Origin of the sequence: Pseudomonas sp. zjy_15 (assembly GCF_043101865.1) — a bacterium.
GTDB classification, from domain to species: domain Bacteria; phylum Pseudomonadota; class Gammaproteobacteria; order Pseudomonadales; family Pseudomonadaceae; genus Aquipseudomonas; species Aquipseudomonas putida_Y.
Window position 1 is genome coordinate 1 of record NZ_JBICII010000108.1, and the last position, 22,437, is coordinate 22,437.

The following is a 22,437-nucleotide window of genomic DNA, read 5'->3' on the forward strand; positions in this document are numbered from 1 at the left end:
GTAGGAGCGGGTTCACCCGCGAATGGGCCAGGCCTGCTGGCCAATCTCCACCAGCCGCTCGCCGTTGCCGCCGCCACCGTATTCGCGGGCAAACCCGCTCCTATGTATCCTACTGTTCGCGGCGAAATTTCCTACTTGATTATCAGGTCAAGTCCTACAGCTCCGCAGCCGATGGGCAGAGATGTGATGCCAGCCATGCGCCTGCATCCTTTCTCTCACTCGCTCGGAGATTCCCCATGCTTGGCTCCCTCAACCGCAAGCTCGGCAACATCAGTGTCGCCGCCAAGCTGGCCCTCGGCTTCGCCGTGGTCCTGCTGCTCACCCTGGCCACCACCATCACCGGCTGGCGTGCCCTGGATGGTGCCATCGTGCGCTCACAGCAACTCAGCGAAATAGGCCTGATCAACGACCTGACAAAAGACCTGCGCGCGGAACGCATCACCTACCGCGTGCTCAACGACGATGCCAGCAGAGCGCGCATCAGCAACATCCTCGACCAGCTCAACAGCATGCTGTCCACCCTGCAGCAACGCAGCAACGTCGATGAGTCACGGCAACTGCTGACGGAAAAAATGGCACTGTTACAGCGCCTGCGCGACAACTTCAGCGAACTGCAGCGCAGCGTCGCCAGCCGTGTGGCCCTGCGTGAAGCCCTGCAGTCGCAGGAACATGCACTCAGCGAGGCGATTGACGAACTGCAGACCCAGGCCTTGCTGAAAATGCCTGACGACAGTCAGCAAAGTGGCGTGCTGGGCCTTATGGACACCCTCAGCCGGCATGTCGAAGGTGCCAATCAGCAAAGCCTGGTTCCAGCCTACACCTTCGTCCCGGTCGAGGATTTTGCCAAAGTCGGTGATAGCGCCCTGGACGCCGCCGACAGTAGCCTTGCGCAACTGCTTGAAGGCCTTGCGCCGCTTAGCTTGCCACGTGCCATCAGTGAGCAATCTGGTGCCGAGCTGAGCAAGTACCGCGCCAGCCTGGATCAGTACCGCCGCGCCGCCGTACGTGTCGAGCAGTTGCAGAACAACATGGAAAACATGGGCAACGAGCTGCGAACGGTGAGCCTCGAACTGGGCAAACGCAAGGTCGAACAACGCGACAGAGAGGCCCTGGCCGCCCGGTCGCTGCTGACCAGTGTGGCACTGCTGGCAATGGTGGTAGGGGCGCTGGCCGCCTGGCTGATCACCTTGCAGATCACCCAGCCGCTGCGCCAGACGCTGGCTGTGGCCGCCCGCATCGCCAAGGGTGACCTGAGCCAGGTTGATACCGTGCAACGCCGCGACGAAATGGGCCAGCTGCAAACCAGCATGCGCGAGATGACCTTGAGCCTGCGCGAGCTGATCGGTGGCATCGATCAGGGTGTCGGTCAGCTGTCACAGGCCGCCACGCAGTTGGCGGCCAGTAGCGAAGACACCAAGCTGCGCATCAATCAGCAGCGCGAGGAAACCGACCAGGTGGCCACTGCCATGAACCAGATGAGCGCCACCGTGCAGGAAGTGGCACAGAACGCCGAACAAGCCTCGCTGGCCGCGACCAACGCAGACCAGCAGGCGCAGGTGGGTGACCAGGTAGTCTCCGAAGCCATCGGCCGTATCGAACAACTGGCCGGGCAGATGGACCATTGCCTGGCGGCCATGCAGCACCTGGCAGGCGAGAGCCAGCGGATTGGCAGCATCCTCGATGTGATCAAGTCGGTGTCTGAACAGACCAACCTGCTGGCGCTGAACGCAGCGATCGAAGCCGCACGGGCCGGTGAGGCCGGGCGCGGCTTTGCCGTGGTGGCCGATGAGGTGCGTGGCCTGGCCCAGCGCACGTCGACGGCGACCGAGGAGATCGGCCAACTGATAGACAGTCTGCACAACGGTACCGACGAAGTGACCCGTTTGCTGGACAGCAGCAAGAGCCTGACCGAACAGAGCGTGGATCTGAGCCGTAGAGCCGGGCACGCGCTGAGCCAGATCACCGACACGGTGTCGAGCATTCAGGGCATGAACCAGCAGATCGCCACCGCCAGTGAAGAGCAGAGCGTGGTGGCCGAGCAGATCAATCGAAGCGTGATCAATGTGCGGGATGTCTCGGATCAGACCAGTGCCGCCAGTGAGCAGACGGCAGCCTCGAGTGGAGAGCTGGAGCATCTGGGGCAGCAATTGCGGGGGATGGTGGGGCGGTTCAGCATCTGACATCACGTCGCCCTCTTCGCGGGCAAGCCCGCTCCCACAGGTACAGCACCCCCTTCAAGGCAGTGATGGACATGCAGGGGCGGGCTTGCCCGTGAAGAAACCGGCGCGGTTACAGCACCTGACGCAGGAATGCCTGCGCACGCGGGTCTTTCGGCGCAGCGAAGAACGCGGCCGGTGCCGAGTCTTCCAGCAGTTTGCCGTGGTCGAAGAACAGCACGCGGTCGGCCACTTCACGGGCAAAGCCCATTTCGTGGGTGACGCAAACCATGGTCATGCCTTCCTGGGCCAGGGTCTTCATCACGTCCAGCACCTCACCGACCATTTCCGGGTCGAGCGCTGAGGTCGGCTCGTCGAACAGCATCACTTTCGGGTCCATGGCCAGGGCTCGGGCAATCGCTACCCGCTGCTGCTGACCGCCGGAAAGCCGGGACGGGAATTCGTTGGCCTTCTGCGCAATACCGACCTTTTCCAGCAACGCCCGGGCCTTGGCCTCGCGGTCAGCCTTGTTGCGCTTGCGCACCACCTTCTGCGCCAGGCACAGGTTTTCCAGCACGGTCATGTGCGGAAACAGGTTGAAGTGCTGGAACACCATGCCGACTTCGCGGCGATAGGCATTGATGTCGGTCTTGGGGTCGGCCAGTTGCAGGCCATCGATGGCCACATGGCCTTGATCGAAATGCTCCAGGCCGTTGAGGCAGCGCAGGAACGTCGACTTGCCCGACCCCGACGGGCCGAGCACCACCACCACTTCGCCCTTGGCGACCTGAGTGGTGACGTTATCCACAGCCCTTACCACCTGGCCACGGGTGTCGAAGACTTTCAGCAGGTCACGGACTTCAATCACTTTGCGCAAGCCTCCGCTCGAGCCGGCTGGCAATGTGCGACAGCGGCAGGTTGATCAGCAGGTACAGGCCTGCCACGCAGAACCAGATCTCGAAGGTTGAGAACGAGGTGGTGATGGCCTCACGGCCACTCTTGGTCAGTTCGGTGATGGCGATCACCGACACCAGCGAGGTGTCCTTGACCAGGCTGATGAACTGGCCGGCCAGGGGCGGCAGCACGCGCTTGAACGCCTGCGGCAAGATCACATGGCGCATCGACTGGCCAGCGTTCAGGCCCAGCGACCGGGCAGCCTCGTTCTGGCCCTTGGCGATCGACTGCACGCCAGCGCGGACGATTTCGGCCACGTAAGCACCGGTGAACAATGCCAGTGCCGCCACCCCGGCAAACTCGCGGGACAGGTTGAGCACGGTGCCGATGAAGAAGTAGAAGATGAAGATCTGTACCAGCAGCGGCGTGCCGCGCACCAGTTCGACATACACGGTCGACAGGTCGCGCAGGGTCGGGTTGTTGGACAACCGGCACAATCCGGCGAACAGGCCGATCACCAGGCCCAGCGCCCCGGACACCACCGAGATCCACAAGGTGGTCCACAGGCCCCACGCAAGCGGGCCAGCGGCCCAGTGGCGGGTTACGCCAATCTGGTCGCCTTCGGCAACATCGTCGCCGCGGCTCAGTTGCAGGCTGTCCTTGGCCACATCGAGCACTTGCTCGGCACCACTTTCATCCTTCAGCGTGACGCGGGCGTTGTCACCGGAGATGACGATTTCCTGCACAGTGCCGTAACCGGCAGCGCGTTGTGCGTCCTCGGCCTTGTAGGCGAAGTACTGCGGTACGCGGTTCCAGCGCCACTCGTAGGAAATCATCGAGGTGGCCATGTAAAGGCTGAGCGCCAGGCCCACCAGGACCAGGGCGGTCAACCCATGCCAGGGCCACTGGGCTTTCTTGTGTTTGATCACGTGGGGTACTTCCGTAAATGCGAACGCGCAGGGTTTGCCTGCGCGTCGGGGTCATAAAGCCGGGCTTGTGGCCTGGGCCTTATTCCATTTCCTTCAGCCAGTCCTTGTTCTTGAACCACTTGTCGTGAATACGATCGTAGGTCCCGTCGTGCTTGATCTGGTGCAGGAAGTTGTTGATGAAGTTGATGCTGTCGTAGTCGCCTTTCTTCAGGCCGAAGGCCAGCGGCTCGTAGGTGAAGGGCTCGTCGAGGAACAGCAGCTTGCCGGCGCCAGCTTTATCTACCGCCACCACGTTGTACGGCGCGTCATAGACAAAGGCGTCAGCCTTGCCGTTGACCACGTCCATGACCGCTTCCTGTTCGTTGTCGTAGCCGTGGTACTTGGCTTTGCTGATCAGCTTCCTGGCGACCATTTCACCTGTGGTGCCCAACTTGGAAGTGAGGCGGTACTTCTCGTTGTTCAGGTCTTTGTACGACTTGATCTCGCCAGCCAGTTCCTTGCGGATCAGCAGGGTCTGGCCAACCACGATGAAGGGTTCGCTGAAGTTCAGGCGCAGGTTGCGCTCCTGGGTCAGGGTCATGCCGCTGCCGATCATGTCGAACTTGTCGGTCAGCAGGGCCGGGATGATGCCGTCATAGGCGGTGGACACCGCCTCGAACTTGACGCCCATGGACTTGGCCATGGCCTTGAGGATATCGACTTCGAAGCCGATGATTTCGCCACGTTTGTTGGTCATCTGGAACGGCATGTAAGTCGGGTCCATGCCCACCCGCAGGGTGCCGCGCTTGACCGCGTCATCGATGGCGCCCGCCTGGGCCGCAGTCACGGCGACCAGGGCGGTCACACCGACCAGCAGTCGCGAAAGGTATTTCTTGATCATCACCAAGTCCCCTAGCAATAAAAGTAGCGAATCTTATTGTGTTGGCACGGCCGTACTGGCCGAAGCGTCGTATCGGAGAGGGATGCTAACGCATGGCGGCCCGAGGACCTAGAGCCGCGGGGGGACTTTGTTGGCCAAAATGGGGGGCTAGGGCAAAAAGCTTCGCGGGTGAACCCGCTCCTACAAGGGAATGCGTATCCCTGGTAGGAGCGGGTTCACCCGCGAAGAGGCCCTGTCAGGTACCCTTTAGGATCAGGTCCATCGGGGCGTCGATCCGCCGCGAACAGGCCCGATCAGGCGCCGACGAGGCTCGGTTGGCCTGCGTTTTCCGGATGCAACGGCAACAGCGGCGAATGCGGGTCATTGTTGATCGACGCACGCCACACATCGATCCATGCCGCATTGTGCTCGGCCCACACCTGCTCGTGCAGGCGGCTCAGTGCCACCGGATCGCTGAGCAGGGCCAGGCGCGTATTGAGGTCCAGGCCTTTCGGCCCGACTTCAATCGCCTTGGCAACGCGCTCGGCACGCAACGCTTCGATCGGTGCCGCCTGGCCATGGCGGGCAGTGGCCATGGCGCAGGCCAGGGCATTCTGCCGCGGGTCGACCACGGCCCGCACGAAGCCATCATGCAAGGCATGCCAGCGGTTTTCGTGGGTGTACTGGTCGGTCGCCAGCAGCTCTTGTGGGGTGGCGTATTCCTCGGGGATGAGGAACAGCTTCTCGTCCTTGGCCGCCAGGCCCAGGCGGGTGCGGCTGGAAATCACCGATACCGGGATCGACAGCACCAGCGAACCGACGATAGGCGCCAGCCACCACAGGAAGCTCGGGTTCAACCACGCCACCAGTGCGGCCCAGGCAATGCCCAGCAGCGTCTGCGGGCCATGCCGGCGCACGGCTTCGCCCCACGGCGTGGAGTCGTCGTCACGCTGCGGCGAATTCCAGGTCGCAGCCCAGCCGAGGAACGCGGCCAGCACGAAGCGGGTGTGGAAGATCATGCGGACCGGTGCCAGCAACATGGAGAACAGCATCTCCATCAGCATCGACAAGGTGACCTTGACTCGCCCACCGAACTCGACGGCGCCCTTGGCCCAGATCAGGATGACGCTAAGCAGCTTGGGCAAGAACAGCAGCACGATGGTGGTGGAGAACAGCGCCACAGCCTTCTCCGGGTGCCACTGCGGCCACAGCGGGTAAAGCTGGTACGGCTCGATGAAATACTGCGGCTCCATCAGCGTGTTGGTCGCCAACAGCGCTGTCGACAGCACCAGGAACAGGAACCACAGCGGCGCCGACAGGTAAGACATCACCCCCGTGAGGAACACCGCACGGTGAACCGGGTGCATGCCCTTGACCAGGAACAGGCGGAAGTTCATCAGGTTGCCGTGGCACCAGCGGCGGTCGCGCTTGAGCTCGTCGAGCAGGTTTGGCGGCAGTTCTTCGTAGCTGCCCGGCAAGTCGTAGGCAATCCACACGCCCCAGCCGGCACGGCGCATCAGCGCAGCTTCGACGAAGTCATGGGAAAGGATGGCACCGGCGAACGCGCCCTTGCCCGGCAACGGCGCCAGGGCGCAGTGCTCGATGAACGGCTTCATGCGGATGATCGCATTGTGGCCCCAGTAGTGCGACTCACCCAACTGCCAGAAGTGCAGACCGGCAGTGAACAGTGGGCCGTACACGCGGGTAGCGAACTGCTGCATACGTGCATACAGGGTGTCCATGCCCGAGGCTTTCGGCCCGGTCTGGATGATGCCGGCGTCCGGGTTGGCCTCCATCAGGCGCACCAGGCTGCTCAGGCACTCGCCGCTCATGACACTGTCGGCGTCGAGTACAACCATATACTTGTACTCGCCACCCCAGCGACGGCAGAAGTCGTCGAGGTTGCCGCTCTTGCGCTTCACCCGGCGCCGACGGCGGCGGTAGAAGATGCGACCAAAGCCTTTGGTTTCGCGGCACACATCCAGCCAGGCCTGTTGCTCGGCCACGGCAATGTCAGTGTCGTTGGTGTCGCTGAGCACAAAGAAGTCGAAACGGTCGAGGTTGCCGCTGGCGGCCACCGACTCGAACGTTGCGCGCAGGCCGGCGAACACCCGCGGCACGTCTTCGTTGCAGATCGGCATCACCAGCGCTGTGCGCGCCTCGGGCGCGATCGGCTCGTTGCCTGCACTGCTGCCCGAAATCTTGTATTTGTCGCGCCCGGTGAGCAGCTCGAGGAAGCCCATCAGCGCGGTCCAGAAGCCCGCCGACACCCAGCAGAACAGGATGCCGAAGAGGATCAGGATGGAAGTCTGCAGGGCATACGGCCACACCTGCACCACCGTGTCCCACAGCGACTGGCTGAGGATTTCGTCGAGGTCGACGAACGACCAGCCCTGATACGGCAGGATGCCTTTCATGTACCAGCCGGCGACGATAGTCTGGCCGATCATCAGCGCCAGCAGGATGTAACGGCGGATCGAGCCGACCGTGCGCCAGCGGGCCGGTGGCAGTTCGCGTTTGGGCGGCTGCGGGGCGTTGGTGCGGCCGGTCATGCGTCGCCACATGCGGATCAACACATTGGTGCGCCACGGCTCGGGCACAACCTTGGTGCGCTTGATCGGCGGGGCGATCTTCAGGCACAGGCGGCCGCTGCCATCGACGCCGAGCATTTCGGCGTCTTCAAGTTCGGCGGCGCTGCCCACGGTCAGGCGCGGGCCCACCGAGGCCTGCACGGCCTCGGCAGAGCTGGCGGCCGGTTTGGCCGCCAAGCGTTGGTGCAGCTCACTGAACGAAGTGCAGCTGGCAAGTTCAGCCCGCTGCTCGTCGGTCAGAGGTAGGTGGGCCAGGTACTCGCCAAGCGACTCCGGCCTTGCGCTTGAGTTACTCATCGGCAGGCAACTGATAGCTCCAGGTCTCGGTCAACACCTTCTCGGTGGTGGCCGGTGCCCCGTTGGTGGACGCCGCATCGGCGGCAGGTTGTTCGGCCTTGACGGCTTTCTCGGCCTTGGCATGCTTGGCTGCGGCCTTGTCCTGCTTGGCGTCCTGGGCAGGCTTGGCGGGCTCGACCGGTACATCACGCACCAGCGCGGCACGCATTTCGGTCAATTTGTTGGCTTCCTTGACCTTCAAGCGCAGGGTCAGGCGCCAGCCCTTGGTCTCAGGGTTATAGCGCAGATTGTTCTCGACCACCTCGGCATTGTCGCCCACGCTGATCTGGCTACGCACGGCGGTGTCTTCCGGCAGGGCGGCCAGGGCCGGGCCGGCGAAGTCGACCAGGAACGCCACACTGCCGTCTGGCTGGCGGATCAGGTTGGATTGTTTGACGTCACCGGTGGAACGCAGGGTCTGCTTGACCCAGCCCAGATCAGGGGCCTGGAACTTCGGCTCGTCAATGGTCCAGTGCATACGGTAGGCGTACTCGAACGGTTTACCTGGCTCCGGCAGTTTCTCCGGGCTCCAGAAGGCCACGATGTTGTCGTTGGTCTCGTCGGCGGTCGGGATTTCGACCAGGTCCACGCTACCCTTGCCCCAGTCACCCTTCGGCTCGATCCAGGCGCTTGGGCGCTTCTGGTAGTTGTCGTCGAGATCTTCGTAGTCGCTGAACGCGCGCTGACGCTGCATCAGGCCGAAACCACGCGGGTTCTCGACGCTGAAGTTGCTCACGGCCAGGTGTTTCGGGTTGTTCAGCGGGCGCCACAGCCACTCGCCATTGCCGGCGTGAATCGACAGGCCTTCGGAATCGTGCAGTGCCGGGCGGTAGTTGAGTACCTTGGACGGCTGATTGGGGCCGAACAGGTACATGCTGGTCAGCGGCGCAATGCCCAAGCGGCTGACATGCTCACGCAGGAACACGCGGGACTGCACGTCGACCACGGTATCGTTGCCCGGACGCAGGATCAGCTTGTAGGCGCCGGTGGAGCGCGGCGAATCCAGCAGCGCGTAGATCACCAGGTGCTTGTCGGCTGGCTTGGGTTTTTCAACCCAGAACTCGGTGAAGCGCGGGAACTCTTCGCCCGATGGCAGTGCGGTGTCGATGGCCAGGCCACGGGCAGACAGGCCGTACACATGGCCCTTGCCGACTACGCGGAAATAGCTGGCGCCAAGCAGGGTCATGATCTCGTCCTGCTTGTCAGCCTTGTTGATCGGGTACAGCACGCGGAAACCGGCGTAACCGAGGTTTTTGGTGGTTTCCGGGTCGTGCGGCACGTCACCGAACTCGAAGCGGTCCGGGTCGTACTTGATTTCCCGGACCTTGGTGGCGGTGACCTCGTTGATTTTCACCGGGGTGTCAAAGTGCATGCCCTGATGATAGAACGACAGTTTGAACGGAGTCTTGTCCTTGGCCCACTCGGCCTTTTCCTGCAGGAACCGGATTTTCTGGTAGTCCGCAAACTTCATGTCGCGGAACACGGCCGGCAGGTTGCTTTTTGGTGCGTCGTACTTCTGGCCGGCCAGATCCTTTGCCTTGGCTGCAACATCGTCAAGATTGAATGCCCACAGCTGGCCCGCGCTCATCAGGCCAACCATAGCCACACTGGCCATCAGCGCCTTGCGCAGCCGAACGCCGGGGATTCTTGATGCTTTTTGGGGACTAACAATCACGAGCAACCCTCGCCGAAAACAGATCATGAAACCAACGGCCAGCGACAAATGCCGGGTTGGCGAGCACTGTTCGGACCCCGTGAGGGCGTAATGATTCCCCAAACGGATCCAGACAATGCTCGAGTCAGAGTGAAACGGACCTGCGAACGCAGGTCCATGCAGCGCGCGATTATCCAGCAGGTTGCGTGACAACGCATCAGGCTGGAGCAACTATTTATCGTACAAAACCCCTTGTTTTCCTGCGAACAAAGGGGTTTTTGACCTCATATTTGTAACATAAATGTTACAGGGCCATCATTGACCAGGTGCACCTGCATGTCCGCACCGAAGCGGCCGCTGGCCACGTCGGCGTGCTGAGCCTTTGCCTGTTGCAAAAGATAGTCGAACAACTCGGCGCCGAGGGCCGGTGGCGCCGCTGTCGAGAAGCTTGGGCGCATGCCGTTGCGGGTGTCGGCCGCCAAAGTGAACTGTGACACCAGTAGCAGGCCACCCCCGACATCCTTGAGCGACAGGTTCATCTTGCCCTGCTCGTCACTGAATACACGGTAGTTCAGCAGCTTGTGCAACAGCTTATCGGCCTGTTCGCGGGAATCGTCAGGCTCGACCGCCACCAGCACCAGCAACCCCTGGTCGATGGCACCGACCACCTCCCCCGCCACCTCAACCCGCGCACCGCGCACGCGCTGCAACAGGCCCTTCATGCTTCTTCCAGGGGCAGGTCGAGCAGGCGTCGGGCCATCTGGTCGGCGGCACGCACCAGGGCATCGGTGATGCCAGGCTCGGAAGCCGCGTGACCGGCGTCACGGATCACTTTCAGCTCACTGTTCGGCCAGGCCTGGTGCAACGCCCAGGCGTTGTCCAGTGGGCAGATCACATCGTAGCGCCCATGCACGATCACCGCCGGCAAGTGGGCGATCTTGGGCAGATCACGGATCAGCTGGTCTGGTTCGAGGAAGGCGTTGTTCATGAAGTAGTGGCATTCGATGCGAGCGATCGACAGCGCCCGCTGCGGTTCGGAAAAGCGGTCGACCACCAGCGGGTTGGGGCGCAGGGTGGCGGTACGGCCTTCCCAGGTGGACCACGCCTTGGCGGCGTGCATCTGGGCGATCTGGTCGTTACCGGTCAGGCGCTTGTGGAAGGCTCTGACCAGATCGCCGCGTTCCTCCGGTGGAATCGGTGCGATGTAGTCCTGCCAGTAGTCGGGGAACAGGCGGCTGGCGCCCTCCTGGTAGAACCACTCGATTTCCTGCGGCCGGCACAGGAAAATGCCGCGCAGAATCAAGCCATGCACACGTTCGGGGTGAGCCTGAGCGTAGGCCAGGGCCAGGGTCGAGCCCCAAGAACCACCAAACAGCACCCACTTGTCTATGCCAAGGTGTTCGCGAATGCGCTCCAGGTCTTCGACCAGGTGCCAGGTGGTGTTGTTCTCCAGGCTCGCATGGGGCGTGGAGCGGCCACAGCCGCGCTGGTCGAAGGTGATGATGCGGTACAGGTTGGGGTCAAAGTAGCAGCGGCTCTGGGCGTCGCAGCCAGCGCCAGGGCCTCCATGGATGAACACCACGGGCAAACCTTCCGGCGAGCCGCTTTCGTCGACATAAAGCACATGCGGCGCTTCCACGGCCAGATCGTGCCTGGCGTAGGGTTTGATCTGCGGGTAGAGGGTCTGCATTGCGCACTCCGTGTGAGGATTATTCGGCCGTGGGCCATCATAAACCTGAATTGCGCTTTCAGCACCGTCCTTGCTGACGCGTTCGAACGGCGCGAATTGACCATTGCGCAGATTTCCGACAATGGCCTCCCACGGCGCCTGGCGACGCCGATAGCGTCGCCGCCTTCACTCAACGCTTGTAATGCTCGTCGCCCCACGCCAGCAGCGCTTGCAGCAGTTGCCTCAATACCGCTTGCGTCGGTTGCGCCAGATCTTCCCGGTAGGCAAACGGCTCGATTTCCTCCATATACGTGCTTTGCGCCAGCTCCAGTTGCACAGCATGGATATGGTTGGCCGGGTCGCCATAATGCCGGGTGATGTACCCGCCTTTGAACCGACCGTTGAGCACATGGCTGTAACCTTGCACCTCGGCGCACACCCCCTGCAGCCGCTCAGCCAGTGCCGGATCGCAACTGGCGCCGTTGAAAGTACCCAGGTTGAAGTCCGGCAACTTGCCATCGAACAGGTGCGGGATCAGCGAACGGATCGAATGGGCATCCCACAGCAGCGCATAGCCAAACTGCTCACGCAAGCGGTCCAGTTCACGACGAATGGTGGCGTGATAAGGACGCCAGATCTGCTCCAGATAGCGTTTACGTTCTTCGCCAGACGGCGCCAGCCCATCCTTGAACAGGGGTTCGCCACCGAACAACGTCGCCGGGTACAAGCCCGTGGTGGCGCCGGCGTACAGTGGCTTGTCGTCGTCCGGCCGGTTCAGGTCGATGACGAAGCGTGAATACTCTGCAGCCACCACGCTGGCGCCCATGTCACGGGCAAAGTCGTACAGCTGCGGGATGTGCCAGTCGGTGTCCGGCAAGCTTTGCGCCTGGTCGACCAGGCCGTCGCGCACGGCATCGCTCAGGCGCAGGCCAGCGTGCGGCATGCTGATCAGCAGCGGCAGGCGACCTTGGTGAAAACTCAGTACCTTGTCCATCGTGCCTCGCTCAGTTGGAGATTTCATGGCCCATGCGCACTACACGCTTGGGCAGGTCGCCACCCAGCCAGTAGGCCAGGTCGGCGGGGCGTTCGATCTGCCAGGCGACGAAGTCGGCCACCTTGCCCACTTGCAGCGAGCCGTGGCTGTCACCCAGGCCCAGCGCCGTGGCGGCGTGGACCGTAACGCCGGCCAGGGCCTCTTCCGGCGTCATGCGGAAGCAGGTGCAGCCCATGTTCAGCATCAACCGTAGCGACAACCCTGGCGAGGTGCCGGGGTTAAGGTCGCTGGCCAGGGCAATCTTCACCCCGTGCCGACGCAATGCATCCATTGGCGGCAGCTGGGTTTCACGCAGGAAGTAGAAAGCACCCGGTAGCAGCACAGCGACCGTGCCGGCGTTTGCCATGGCCACGGCGTCTTCCTCTGTCATGAACTCTAGGTGGTCAGCCGACAGTGCCTGGTAACGCGCGGCCAGGCTTGAGCCGTGCAACGATGACAGCTGTTCGGCATGCAGCTTGACCGGCAGGCCCAGTTCGCGTGCCTTGATGAACAGTCGCTCGACCTGGGCCGGCGAGAACGCGAGGTGTTCGCAGAAGGCATCCACCGCATCTACCAGGCCTTCGGCGGCCAGGGCCGGCAACATTTCATCACAGATGTGCGCGATGTAGTCATCGGCCCGGGCTGCGTACTCCGGGGGCAAAGCGTGCGCTGCCAGGCACGTGGCACGCACCGTCAGCGGCAGCTCGTCAGCCAGGCGCCGGGCCACTCGCAGCATCTTGCGCTCGTTGGCCAGGTCCAGGCCGTAGCCGGACTTGACCTCGATGGTGGTCACGCCATCGCGCATCAGTGCCTGAACGCGCTGGCGAGCACTGGCGAACAACTCGTCTTCGCTGGCCGCACGGGTAGCCCGCACAGTGCTGGCGATACCGCCACCCTGTGCGGCGATTTCGGCATAGCTCACGCCCTGCAGGCGCTGCTCGAACTCGCCGCTGCGGTTGCCGCCGAACACCGCATGGGTGTGGCAGTCGATCAGCCCAGGGGTGACCCAGGCACCACCCAGGTCAACCGTGCAGTCAGCTTCGACGGGCGCCAGCTCGGCGCGCGGGCCTATCCACTCGATCAGCCCGGCGCTGGTGACGATCGCCGCATCCTCGATGGCCGAGTAGCGGCCGTCGGCCATGGTTGCAACATGGCAATGCTGCCAGAGGGTTCTCATGCACAATCTCCTATGCTAGCGGTGCAGCTCGGCCGGCTCCGCTACCGGCTGGCCCTGCCCTGCGCGCGGCTTGCACCACAGCAGGTAGGACGCCACCAGGAACACCACCCAGAGCACGCCGACGATCAATGCCGCCTGGGTGTCCGGGAAGTAGCCGAGCACGCCAAAGATGAACACCATGAACGCAATGGCCATGGCCGGGCCGTATGGCCAGAACGGAACCGGAAACTTGAGCTGGGCCACTTGCTCGCGGCTCATGCTGCGGCGCATGGCTACCTGGGTGAGCAGGATCATCAGCCACACCCACACCGTGGCGAAGGTGGCGATCGAGGCAATCAGCAGGAACACATTTTCCGGGATCAGGTAGTTGAGCAATACGCCGATCAACAGCGCAGCGCCCATCACCACGACGGTCATCCACGGTACGCCATGCTTCGACAACTTGCTGAAACCGCGCGGGGCGTGGCCTTGCTGGGCCAGGCCATACATCATGCGGCCAGCACCAAAGATGTCGCTGTTGATGGCAGAGATGGCAGCGGAAATCACCACGACGTTCAACACGGCAGCGGCAGAGCCGATGCCCAGGTTGCTGAAGATCTGCACGAACGGGCTGCCCTGGCTGCCGATCTGCGGCCAGGGGTACAGGCACATCAGCACGAACAGGGTAAGTACGTAGAACAGCAGGATACGCAGCGGCACCGCGTTGATTGCTTTGGGAATGACGCGCTGCGGGTCCTTTGCCTCACCGGCGGTGACCCCGATGATCTCGATACCGCCGAAGGCGAACATCACCACGGCAAACGACGCAATCAAGCCACCCACGCCGTTAGGCATGAAGCCGCCATGGTCGAACAGGTTGCTCATGCCCACGGCATGCCCGGTACCCACCTGGCTGAAACCGAAGGCCATGATGCCGAGGCCGGCCAGGATCATCGCCACGATGGCACCGACCTTGAGCAGCGACAGCCAGAATTCCATTTCGCCGAACACCTTGACGTTGCACAGGTTGAGGCCACCGATCAGGAAGACGATGCCCAGCACCCAGATCCAGCGGGCTACCTCCGGGAACCAGAAGCCCATGTAGATACCGAACGCGGTGACGTCGGCGATGGCGACGATGACCATCTCGAAAGCGTAGGTCCAGCCGAGGATGAAGCCAGCCATTGGGCCGAGGTAGGTCGTGGCGTAGTGGCCGAAGGAGCCGGCCACCGGGTTGTGCACGGCCATTTCGCCAAGGGCGCGCATGACCATGAACACGGCAGCGCCGCCGATCAGGTAGGCCAGCAGCACGGCCGGGCCTGCCATCTGGATGGCCGAGGCCGAGCCGTAGAACAGGCCGGTGCCGATGGCGGAGCCAAGGGCCATGAAACGGATGTGGCGGGCACTTAACCCGCGCTTGAGACCTTGAGCTTGTTGCATGTCACGTCCTTGAATTGTTTTTGTGGTCGTGAGATTGAGGGGCTGCTGCGCAGCCCATTCGCGGGCAGGCCCGCTCCTACATGGATTTGCCTATCGCAATTTGTGTAGGAGCGGGCTTGCCCGCGAAGGGCCGCCAAGCGGCCCCAAGGGGCATCACAGGCTTGGCAGCACACCCGTCGGCAGCAAGCCGGTCAGACTACCCTTGGCCAACAGTTCCACGGCCTTCTCGATATCCGGCGCGAAGAAACGGTCACGGTCGTAGTGCGGCACCTCGCTGCGCAGCGCCTGGCGCGCCTGCTCCAGTTTTGCCGAAGTCTTCAGGCCTTTGCGCAGGTCCAGGCCCTGGCAAGCGCCCAGCCATTCGATGGCCAGCACGCCACGGGTGTTTTCGGCCATTTCCCACAGGCGCTTGCCGGCCGCCGGGGCCATCGACACGTGGTCTTCCTGGTTGGCCGAAGTTGGCAGGCTGTCGACGCTGTGCGGGTGCGACAGGGCTTTGTTTTCGCTGGCAAGGGCGGCAGCGGTGACCTGGGCGATCATGAAGCCGGAGTTGACCCCGCCGTTTTCTACCAGGAACGGCGGCAGCTGGGACATGTGCTTGTCCATCATCAGCGAGATGCGGCGCTCGCTGAGCGAGCCGATTTCAGCGATGGCCAGGGCCAGGTTGTCGGCGGCCATGGCCACCGGTTCGGCGTGGAAATTGCCGCCGGAGATCACATCACCTTCGGCAGCGAACACCAGCGGGTTGTCCGACACGGCGTTGGCTTCGATGCCCAGTACCTCGGCGGCCTGGCGCAGCTGGGTCAGGCAGGCACCCATGACCTGCGGCTGGCAGCGCAGCGAGTACGGGTCCTGGACCTTGTCGCAGTTTTTGTGTGACAGCGACACTTCACTGGAGTCGCCCAGCAGGTCGCGGAAGCAGGCGGCGGTGTCAATCTGCCCACGCTGGCCACGCACTTCGTGGACACGCGCATCGAACGGCGAACGCGAACCCAGCGCAGCTTCGACGCTCAGGCCGCCGCAGGCGATGGCAGCGGCATACAGGTCTTCGGCCTGGAACAGGCCACGCAAGGCATAGGCGGTGGAAGCCTGAGTCCCATTGAGCAGGGCCAGGCCCTCTTTGGCGGCCAGGGTCAGCGGTTCAAGGCCGGCAATCGCCAAGGCTTCGGTGGCCGGCAGCCACTGGCCCTTGTAGCGGGCCTTGCCTTCGCCCAGCAGCACCAGCGACATATGCGCCAGCGGTGCAAGGTCACCGGAGGCGCCTACCGAGCCTTTCAGCGGGATGTGCGGGTAGACTTCGGCGTTGACCAAGGCAATCAGCGCGTCGATGACTTTGCGACGGATGCCGGAGAAGCCACGGCTGAGGCTGTTGATCTTCAGCACCATGATCAACCGCACCAGGTCGTCATCCAGCGGCGCGCCGATGCCGGCGGCGTGGGACAGCACCAGCGACCGCTGCAGGTTTTCCAGGTCATGGCTGGCGATGCGGGTCGAGGCCAGCAGGCCGAAACCGGTGTTGATGCCGTAGGCGGTACGGTCTTCGGCAATGATCTGTTCGACGCAGGCGACGCTGGCGTCGATGGCCGGCGCGGCGCTGGCATCCAGTTGCAGGCGCACGGGCGCGGCGTGAATCGCACGCAGCTGGGCCAGGGTCAGGGTGCCAGGCTTGAGGGTGAGTTCGGTCACTTTGCTACTCCAATCGCGTAGAGCGGCAGGCCCGTATCCAGGTGCCTGCGCGCTCCTTCTTGTTGTTCAGTATCACCCCTTGTGGGGGGCGGTCCAAAGCGAGGCGATCAACCAGTGATCATCGGCAGGTCCAGGCCCTGCTCCTTGGCGCAGTCGATGGCGATGTCGTAACCGGCATCGGCGTGGCGCATGACGCCTGTCCCTGGGTCATTGGTCAGTACCCGGGCGATGCGCTCGGCGGCCTCATCGGTACCGTCGCAGACGATGACCATGCCCGAGTGCTGCGAGAAGCCCATGCCCACGCCACCGCCATGGTGCAGCGACACCCAGGTGGCGCCGCCTGCGGTGTTCAGCAGGGCGTTGAGCAGCGGCCAGTCGGAAACAGCGTCCGAACCATCACGCATGGCCTCGGTTTCGCGGTTCGGGCTGGATACCGAGCCGGAATCGAGGTGGTCACGGCCGATCACCACCGGTGCCGACAGCTCGCCGCTGCGGACCATTTCGTTGAAGGCCAGACCCAGCTTGGCGCGAAGGCCCAGCCCCACCCAGCAGATACGTGCCGGCAGGCCCTGGAAGCTGATGCGCTCGCGGGCCATGTCCAGCCAGCGGTGCAGGTGGGCGTCGTCAGGGATCAGTTCCTTGACCTTGGCGTCGGTCTTGTAGATGTCCTCGGCTTCACCGGACAGCGCCGCCCAGCGGAACGGGCCGACCCCGCGGCAGAACAGTGGGCGGATATAGGCCGGGACGAAGCCTGGGAAGTCGAAGGCATTGGCCACGCCCTCTTCCTTGGCCATCTGGCGGATGTTGTTGCCGTAGTCGAAGGTCGGGATACCCTGCTTCTGGAAGTCCAGCATGGCCTGTACGTGCACGGCCATCGACTGTTTGGCGGCCTTGACCACTGCAGCCGGTTCGGTCTGCGCACGGTCGCGGTACTGCTCCCAGGTCCAGCCGGCAGGCAGGTAGCCGTTGAGTGGGTCGTGGGCGCTGGTCTGGTCGGTGACCATGTCCGGGCGCACGCCACGTTTGACCAGCTCTGGGAGGATTTCGGCGGCATTGCCGTGCAGGGCGATGGAGATGGCCTTGCCTTCGGCGGTGTACCTGGCGATGCGTGCCAGGGCGTCGTCGAGGTCAGTGGCCTGCTCGTCGACGTAGCGGGTTTCCAGGCGGAAGTCGATACGGCTCTGCTGGCATTCGATGTTCAGCGAGCAAGCCCCGGCCAGGGTCGCGGCCAGTGGCTGCGCGCCGCCCATGCCGCCCAGGCCAGCGGTGAGTACCCACTTGCCTTTCAGGCTGCCGCCGTAGTGCTGGCGACCGGCTTCGACGAAGGTTTCATAGGTGCCCTGGACGATGCCCTGGCTGCCGATGTAGATCCAGCTGCCGGCGGTCATCTGGCCGTACATGGCCAGGCCCTTGGCGTCCAGTTCGTTGAAGTGTTCCCAGTTGGCCCAGTGTGGCACCAGGTTGGAGTTGGCGATCAGGACGCGCGGTGCGTTGCTGTGGGTCTTGAACACACCGACCGGCTTGCCCGACTGCACCAGCAGGGTTTCGTCGTCTTCCAGGCGGGTCAGGGTTTCAACGATCTTGTCGTAGCAGGCCCAGTTGCGCGCAGCGCGGCCGATACCGCCATATACCACCAGCTCTTTCGGGTTTTCCGCGACCTGTGGATCGAGGTTGTTCATCAGCATGCGCAGTGGCGCTTCGGTCAGCCAGCTTTTGGCGGTCAGCTTGTTGCCACGTGGGGCACGGATTTCAACGTCACGGTATTTGTTGTTGTCGGTCACGGGAAAGGTCCTCTGCGGTCGTCCGCGGGCGGGTATGTCGTGGTCAATATACAAACACACCTTTACTTGTACGTACAAGCATGGACAACCAAAATAATCGGACCTTGCCGTTCCTACCTTGACTTCTTGGGGGTAAAGCGAGCGCCGGTCCGGCTTGAGTTCTGCGGCGGTGCGTAGATCGAGCGCCGGTCCGGCTTAAGTTCTGCGGTGGTGCGTAGATCGAGCGCCGCCCGCGCGGCGCTCGATCTCACAGGCGCAGAATGTGTCGAGGCGGACACCTGGCGGCGCTCGATCTCACAGGCGATAAAAACCTACAGCCAGACCCTCAGCACTCAATCAGTTCAATCAGGCAGAACCGCCCCTGAACCTCCAGCCCAAGCAATTCGTCATTGCCATCCAGCCGCAAGCAGTCGAACAACCCCAACCGCTGCGTCTCGCGCCCGGAAATAGTGACTTCGACCAGGCTGCTGGCAGCAAACAACAACACCGTCGACGCCGAGCTGTACACCCGGCTGGTGCCATCCAGCCACTGCAACCGCGCCCGATATCGCTGCGGCGAATAGATCAGATTGAAATCGCGGATCGGCCCGCCCAGCAACTTGCAGCTGACCTGGTTCTCGCCGCTGAAGGCAAACGCATCGAACGCCAGCAATGGCCGGCTGGCCTGGCCGTCGACCAGCAGCCGCATGCCGTCGCCCTGCAGCACGGTGATGATCCGTTGGTAACCGACGAAGGCGGAAAAGCCGCCCGACTCCTCGATATCGGCAATCGACAGACGCCAGCCAAAACCGTCCAGGCCCTCGCCACTGTCGCGGGTAATCTCTTCGGTGAAACCGCCACCGTTCTTCCACGGCATGCGCGGGTAATCGTGCGCACGCATCAACTGCAGCTGACTCATTTGCTGAAACGTCCTTCCAGGCGATGACGGGAACCGGGGTGGATCAGCCGTGCAGCGGTCACCGGCTGACGACCGGACCAGGTGCGACGACGAATCAGCAGGCAAGGCTCGCCCTGCTCGATCTGCAACAGGCGGCATTCTTCCGGCTCGGCCAGGATCGCCTCGACCACGTGCTCGCCTTCGGTCAACGGCGCCACCTGGGACAGGTAGGCGTAAGGCGTCTGCCGAGTAAAGTCCTGCTTGAGGTAGTCGGGGGCGATGGCCGCGTTGACGTAACGGTCCTCGATCTGCACCGGCACGCCGTTCTCGAAATGCACGATCAGCGAGTGGAACACCCGCTGTCCTTCGCGCATGTCCAGGGCCAACGCCCGTTCGGAGCCGGCCGCTTCCTCGGCAAGCGTGATCACCTGGCAGCTATGCTGGTGGCCACGGGCGGCGATTTCGTCAGCGATGTTGTTGACCTCGAACAGCGCCGAACGGCCCTTGGGCTCGGCCACGAAGGTGCCGACCCCCTGCATGCGCACCAGCAGGCCTTCGGCGGTGAGTTCACGCAGGGCGCGGTTGATGGTCATGCGGCTGAAGCCCAGCTCGTTGACCAGCTCGCTCTCGGAGGGTACCCGATGATGCGGTGGCCAGCTGCCGTTGTCGATCTGCTGGATGATCATCTGTTTGACCCGGGCGTAGAGCGGCGCCGGGCCCTCGCCCATCTGGGCAACCAGCGCGGAGACAGGAGGTGTCGGCACGGCGATGGATCCTTGTGCAAATGAAATGAGCGGTAGCTTGCCGCAGTTTACCCGGCAGGCAAACGCCTGTATATGTATATACAAGCTAACAATAACAGGATTCCACCGATGTCTGCCTACTTCGCCGAACGCGCCCTGCTACCTACGGGCTGGGCCAGCCATGTGCGTATCGAGGTCGCCAGCGATGGCCATGTGGCCAGCATCGAGCCAGGCGCTTCGGCCGAAGGCGCCGAGCGCCTGGCCGGCCCGCTGCTGCCCGGCATGCCCAACCTGCACTCGCATGCCTTCCAGCGCGCCATGGCAGGCCTGGCGGAAGTTGCTGGCAACCCCAACGACAGTTTCTGGACCTGGCGCGAGCTGATGTATCGCCTGGTCGGGCAGATCAGCCCACAGCAGCTTCAGGTCATCGCTCGCCAGTTGTACATCGAGATGCTCAAGGCCGGCTACACCTCGGTGGCCGAATTCCATTACGTGCACCACGACCAGGCCGGCAAGCCCTACGCCGACCCGGCCGAGCTGTCGCTCCGCATCAGCGCAGCCGCGGCCGATAGCGGCATTGGCCTGACCTTGCTGCCGGTGCTGTACAGCCATGCAGGCTTTGGCGGCCAGGCGCCGAACGACGGGCAGCGGCGCTTCATCAACTCCACTGAACAGTACCTGCAGTTGCAAGCGCAACTCGCCCCGCTGCTGGCCGCGCAACCCGCGCAGCACCTGGGCCTGTGCTTCCACTCGCTAAGGGCGGTAACACCTGGGCAGATCGCCGAAGTGCTGGCGGCCAGCGACAGACAGTGCCCGGTGCATATCCACATCGCCGAACAACAGAAGGAAGTTGACGACTGCCTGGCCTGGAGCGGCCTGCGCCCGCTGCAGTGGCTGTACAAGCACGTGGACGTGGACCGCCGCTGGTGCCTGGTACACGCTACCCATGCCGAACCGGACGAAGTAACTGCCATGGCCCGCAGCGGCGCGGTGGCCGGGTTGTGCCTGACCACCGAAGCCAACCTGGGCGACGGGATTTTCCCGGCAGTGGATTTCCTGGCACAGGGCGGGCGCATGGGTATTGGCTCGGACAGCCATGTGTCGTTAAGCGTGGTGGAGGAACTGCGTTGGCTGGAATATGGTCAGCGCCTGCGGGATCAACGGCGCAACCGCCTGTATCGCGGCGACCAGCCGATGGTCGGGCGCACGCTGTATGACGCGGCGCTGGCCGGTGGTGCGCAGGCACTGGGGCAGGCGGTCGGCGAGCTGGCGGTGGGCAAGCGCGCCGATTGGCTGGTGCTCGATGGGCAGGACCCGTACATCGCCATGGCGGAGGGTGACGCCATTCTCAACCGCTGGCTGTTTGCCGGCGGCGATCGCCAGGTACGCGATGTGATGGTGAATGGGCAGTGGGTGGTGCGCCAGGGGCGGCATGCGCAAGAAGAAGAAAGCGGGCGGGCGTTTGCCAAGGTGTTGCGCCAGCTTTTGGACTGAGCGTACCGGGGCTGCGTTGCAGCCCTTCGCGGGCAAGCCCGCTCCCACAGGTTGGTGGACTGCCCCACAAAGCGTCTTGGGGGTAGCCCAGGGTTCAGCGCAGAACCTGTGGGAGCGGGCTTGCCCGCGAAGGGTTGCCACGCAACCCTAAAAAACTCAGTGCATCTTTACTATTTGCTGATCGGACGCCCGCCAGATCAAGCGGCTGGTGTCATACCCCTGCTGCCGCGCCCTGGACAGCAAGTTCTCGCGCTCCCAGGCCGGCAGTGTCGGCGTGCGCGACAGAATCCAAAGGTATTTGCGGTCCGGGCTGCCGACGATGGCCGTACGGTAGTGGTCGTCCACATAAAGAATCCAGTACTCACCCCGCGCCACGCCTGGCACCAGCTTGGTGAACCAGTTATCGAACTCGACCCAAAGCTTGTCGGTGTGCCCCGGCTCCTGGATATTCGCATGCCCTTCGGCGCGCAGCCATTCATCACCCATGGTGCGGCAGCGGTTGAGCACGCCATAACTGCCATCAGGCTTGAGGTTGTAATGCGCCTCGGACTGCTCGCAGCCTTCCTGGTAGCGCATGGGCAGGCGCGCCAGCTCGTACCATTTGCCCTGGTAGCGCTTGAGGTCGACATGGCCGGCGGTTTTAGGTGCCAGCGGGTCGTGCGAGGAACCTGCACAACCGCCCAGCAGCAACGCCAGGCATACCCCCATCAGCAGGTACGCACGCCTCATTTGAGACCCTGCCCGGAGTACATCAGCACCTTGTCAGCTGCGTACTGCACGCTGATGAAGCTCTTCTCGTCCCCCCAGGTGCAGCTGCTCATGCCCAACGCGCCAGAACACTCGGTCGGCGTGCCGAGCAACTGCTCGACCTCGGCCTTGCTCATACCGGCCTTGATCTTGGAATAGTTTTCCTGGTTGATCTTGCTGCAGGCAGTCAGAACGACGCACAGCGACAACAGGGCGAGGGAACGCAACGACATGAAGGGACACTCCTGAAAGATGATACAGGCGAGTGGCCTGCAGTGACCTTCGACGTGAAAATCCCTCCCAGGTTCCCTGCCCCACCCCCCTTGCCCCTACACCATTGGTCGGATGGCCACTACTGTGCGATTAATCACAAAGCATTAGTCATACGCCCA

The 22,437-nt window shown here is 63.2% G+C and carries 18 protein-coding genes and 1 pseudogene; 3 read left to right on the forward strand and 16 right to left on the reverse strand.

Annotation, left to right across the window (positions count from 1 at the left end):
• Positions 1-236 precede the first annotated feature (236 nt).
• Positions 237-1,277, forward strand: a pseudogene (locus tag ACF8EF_RS20995) (methyl-accepting chemotaxis protein); the annotation flags it as partial.
• A 198-nt stretch (positions 1,278-1,475) separates the two neighbouring features.
• Entirely contained in the window at positions 1,476-2,180 is a 705-nt protein-coding gene (locus tag ACF8EF_RS21000) for a methyl-accepting chemotaxis protein (protein WP_392460894.1), read from the forward strand.
• Positions 2,181-2,289: 109 nt separating this feature from the next.
• On the opposite strand, the gene ACF8EF_RS21005 is transcribed toward ACF8EF_RS21000, so the two are convergent.
• The 14 genes from ACF8EF_RS21005 to hutC all read right to left on the reverse strand — a co-directional run bounded on the left by ACF8EF_RS21005 (position 2,290) and on the right by hutC (position 19,789).
• Positions 2,290-3,024 carry an amino acid ABC transporter ATP-binding protein gene (locus tag ACF8EF_RS21005; protein WP_003249271.1) on the reverse strand — a complete coding sequence of 245 codons (735 nt, stop codon included), beginning with the start codon at positions 3,022-3,024 and terminating at the stop codon, positions 2,290-2,292.
• Entirely contained in the window at positions 3,017-3,979 is a 963-nt protein-coding gene (locus ACF8EF_RS21010) for an amino acid ABC transporter permease (protein WP_209969536.1), read from the reverse strand. Before ACF8EF_RS21010 ends, ACF8EF_RS21005 begins: the two co-directional genes overlap by 8 nt.
• A gap of 79 nt (positions 3,980-4,058) precedes the next feature.
• On the reverse strand, positions 4,059-4,856 hold the full coding sequence (locus ACF8EF_RS21015; RefSeq protein ID WP_033730273.1) for a transporter substrate-binding domain-containing protein: 798 nt from the start codon (positions 4,854-4,856) through the stop codon (positions 4,059-4,061).
• 296 nt (positions 4,857-5,152) lie between these two features.
• A complete protein-coding gene (gene mdoH, locus ACF8EF_RS21020; protein WP_176684824.1) occupies positions 5,153-7,726 on the reverse strand; it encodes a glucans biosynthesis glucosyltransferase MdoH in 2,574 nt (857 codons plus the stop codon).
• Positions 7,719-9,440, reverse strand: coding sequence for a glucan biosynthesis protein G (locus ACF8EF_RS21025; protein WP_392460880.1), 1,722 nt, complete (start codon positions 9,438-9,440; stop codon positions 7,719-7,721). Before ACF8EF_RS21025 ends, mdoH begins: the two co-directional genes overlap by 8 nt.
• A gap of 263 nt (positions 9,441-9,703) precedes the next feature.
• Positions 9,704-10,141 (reverse strand): D-aminoacyl-tRNA deacylase, encoded by a 438-nt coding sequence (dtd, locus tag ACF8EF_RS21030; RefSeq protein WP_176684823.1) that lies wholly within the window; start codon positions 10,139-10,141, stop codon positions 9,704-9,706.
• A complete protein-coding gene (pip, locus tag ACF8EF_RS21035) occupies positions 10,138-11,109 on the reverse strand; it encodes a prolyl aminopeptidase (protein ID WP_003249260.1) in 972 nt (323 codons plus the stop codon). The genes dtd and pip overlap by 4 nt, the downstream gene beginning before the upstream one ends.
• Positions 11,110-11,278: 169 nt before the next feature.
• Positions 11,279-12,082, reverse strand: coding sequence for an N-formylglutamate deformylase (gene hutG, locus ACF8EF_RS21040; protein ID WP_392460881.1), 804 nt, complete (start codon positions 12,080-12,082; stop codon positions 11,279-11,281).
• Between the two features lie 10 nt (positions 12,083-12,092).
• A complete protein-coding gene (gene hutI, locus ACF8EF_RS21045; protein WP_392460883.1) occupies positions 12,093-13,298 on the reverse strand; it encodes an imidazolonepropionase in 1,206 nt (401 codons plus the stop codon).
• Positions 13,299-13,313: 15 nt separating this feature from the next.
• Positions 13,314-14,717 (reverse strand): amino acid permease, encoded by a 1,404-nt coding sequence (locus ACF8EF_RS21050; protein ID WP_176684820.1) that lies wholly within the window; start codon positions 14,715-14,717, stop codon positions 13,314-13,316.
• A gap of 153 nt (positions 14,718-14,870) precedes the next feature.
• Positions 14,871-16,403 carry a histidine ammonia-lyase gene (gene hutH, locus ACF8EF_RS21055; RefSeq protein ID WP_176684819.1) on the reverse strand — a complete coding sequence of 511 codons (1,533 nt, stop codon included), beginning with the start codon at positions 16,401-16,403 and terminating at the stop codon, positions 14,871-14,873.
• 107 nt (positions 16,404-16,510) lie between these two features.
• Positions 16,511-18,184 carry a urocanate hydratase gene (hutU, locus tag ACF8EF_RS21060; protein WP_176684818.1) on the reverse strand — a complete coding sequence of 558 codons (1,674 nt, stop codon included), beginning with the start codon at positions 18,182-18,184 and terminating at the stop codon, positions 16,511-16,513.
• 325 nt (positions 18,185-18,509) lie between these two features.
• Positions 18,510-19,082, reverse strand: coding sequence for a HutD family protein (locus tag ACF8EF_RS21065; RefSeq protein ID WP_176684817.1), 573 nt, complete (start codon positions 19,080-19,082; stop codon positions 18,510-18,512).
• Positions 19,079-19,789, reverse strand: coding sequence for a histidine utilization repressor (gene hutC / locus ACF8EF_RS21070; RefSeq protein WP_176684829.1), 711 nt, complete (start codon positions 19,787-19,789; stop codon positions 19,079-19,081). The genes ACF8EF_RS21065 and hutC overlap by 4 nt, the downstream gene beginning before the upstream one ends.
• Before the next feature lie 144 nt (positions 19,790-19,933).
• Here hutC and ACF8EF_RS21075 point away from each other — a divergent pair, with 144 nt between their 5' ends.
• Positions 19,934-21,298: a formimidoylglutamate deiminase gene (locus tag ACF8EF_RS21075; protein ID WP_392460884.1), complete on the forward strand. Its 1,365-nt coding sequence runs from the start codon at positions 19,934-19,936 to the stop codon at positions 21,296-21,298.
• A gap of 156 nt (positions 21,299-21,454) precedes the next feature.
• Here the strand turns inward: ACF8EF_RS21075 and ACF8EF_RS21080 are convergent, their stop codons facing one another.
• Together ACF8EF_RS21080 and bamE are read right to left on the reverse strand one after the other, a co-directional pair.
• Positions 21,455-22,027 (reverse strand): lipocalin family protein, encoded by a 573-nt coding sequence (locus ACF8EF_RS21080; RefSeq protein ID WP_176684815.1) that lies wholly within the window; start codon positions 22,025-22,027, stop codon positions 21,455-21,457.
• Entirely contained in the window at positions 22,024-22,278 is a 255-nt protein-coding gene (gene bamE / locus ACF8EF_RS21085) for an outer membrane protein assembly factor BamE (protein ID WP_009681214.1), read from the reverse strand. Before bamE ends, ACF8EF_RS21080 begins: the two co-directional genes overlap by 4 nt.
• Positions 22,279-22,437: the final 159 nt, after the last annotated feature.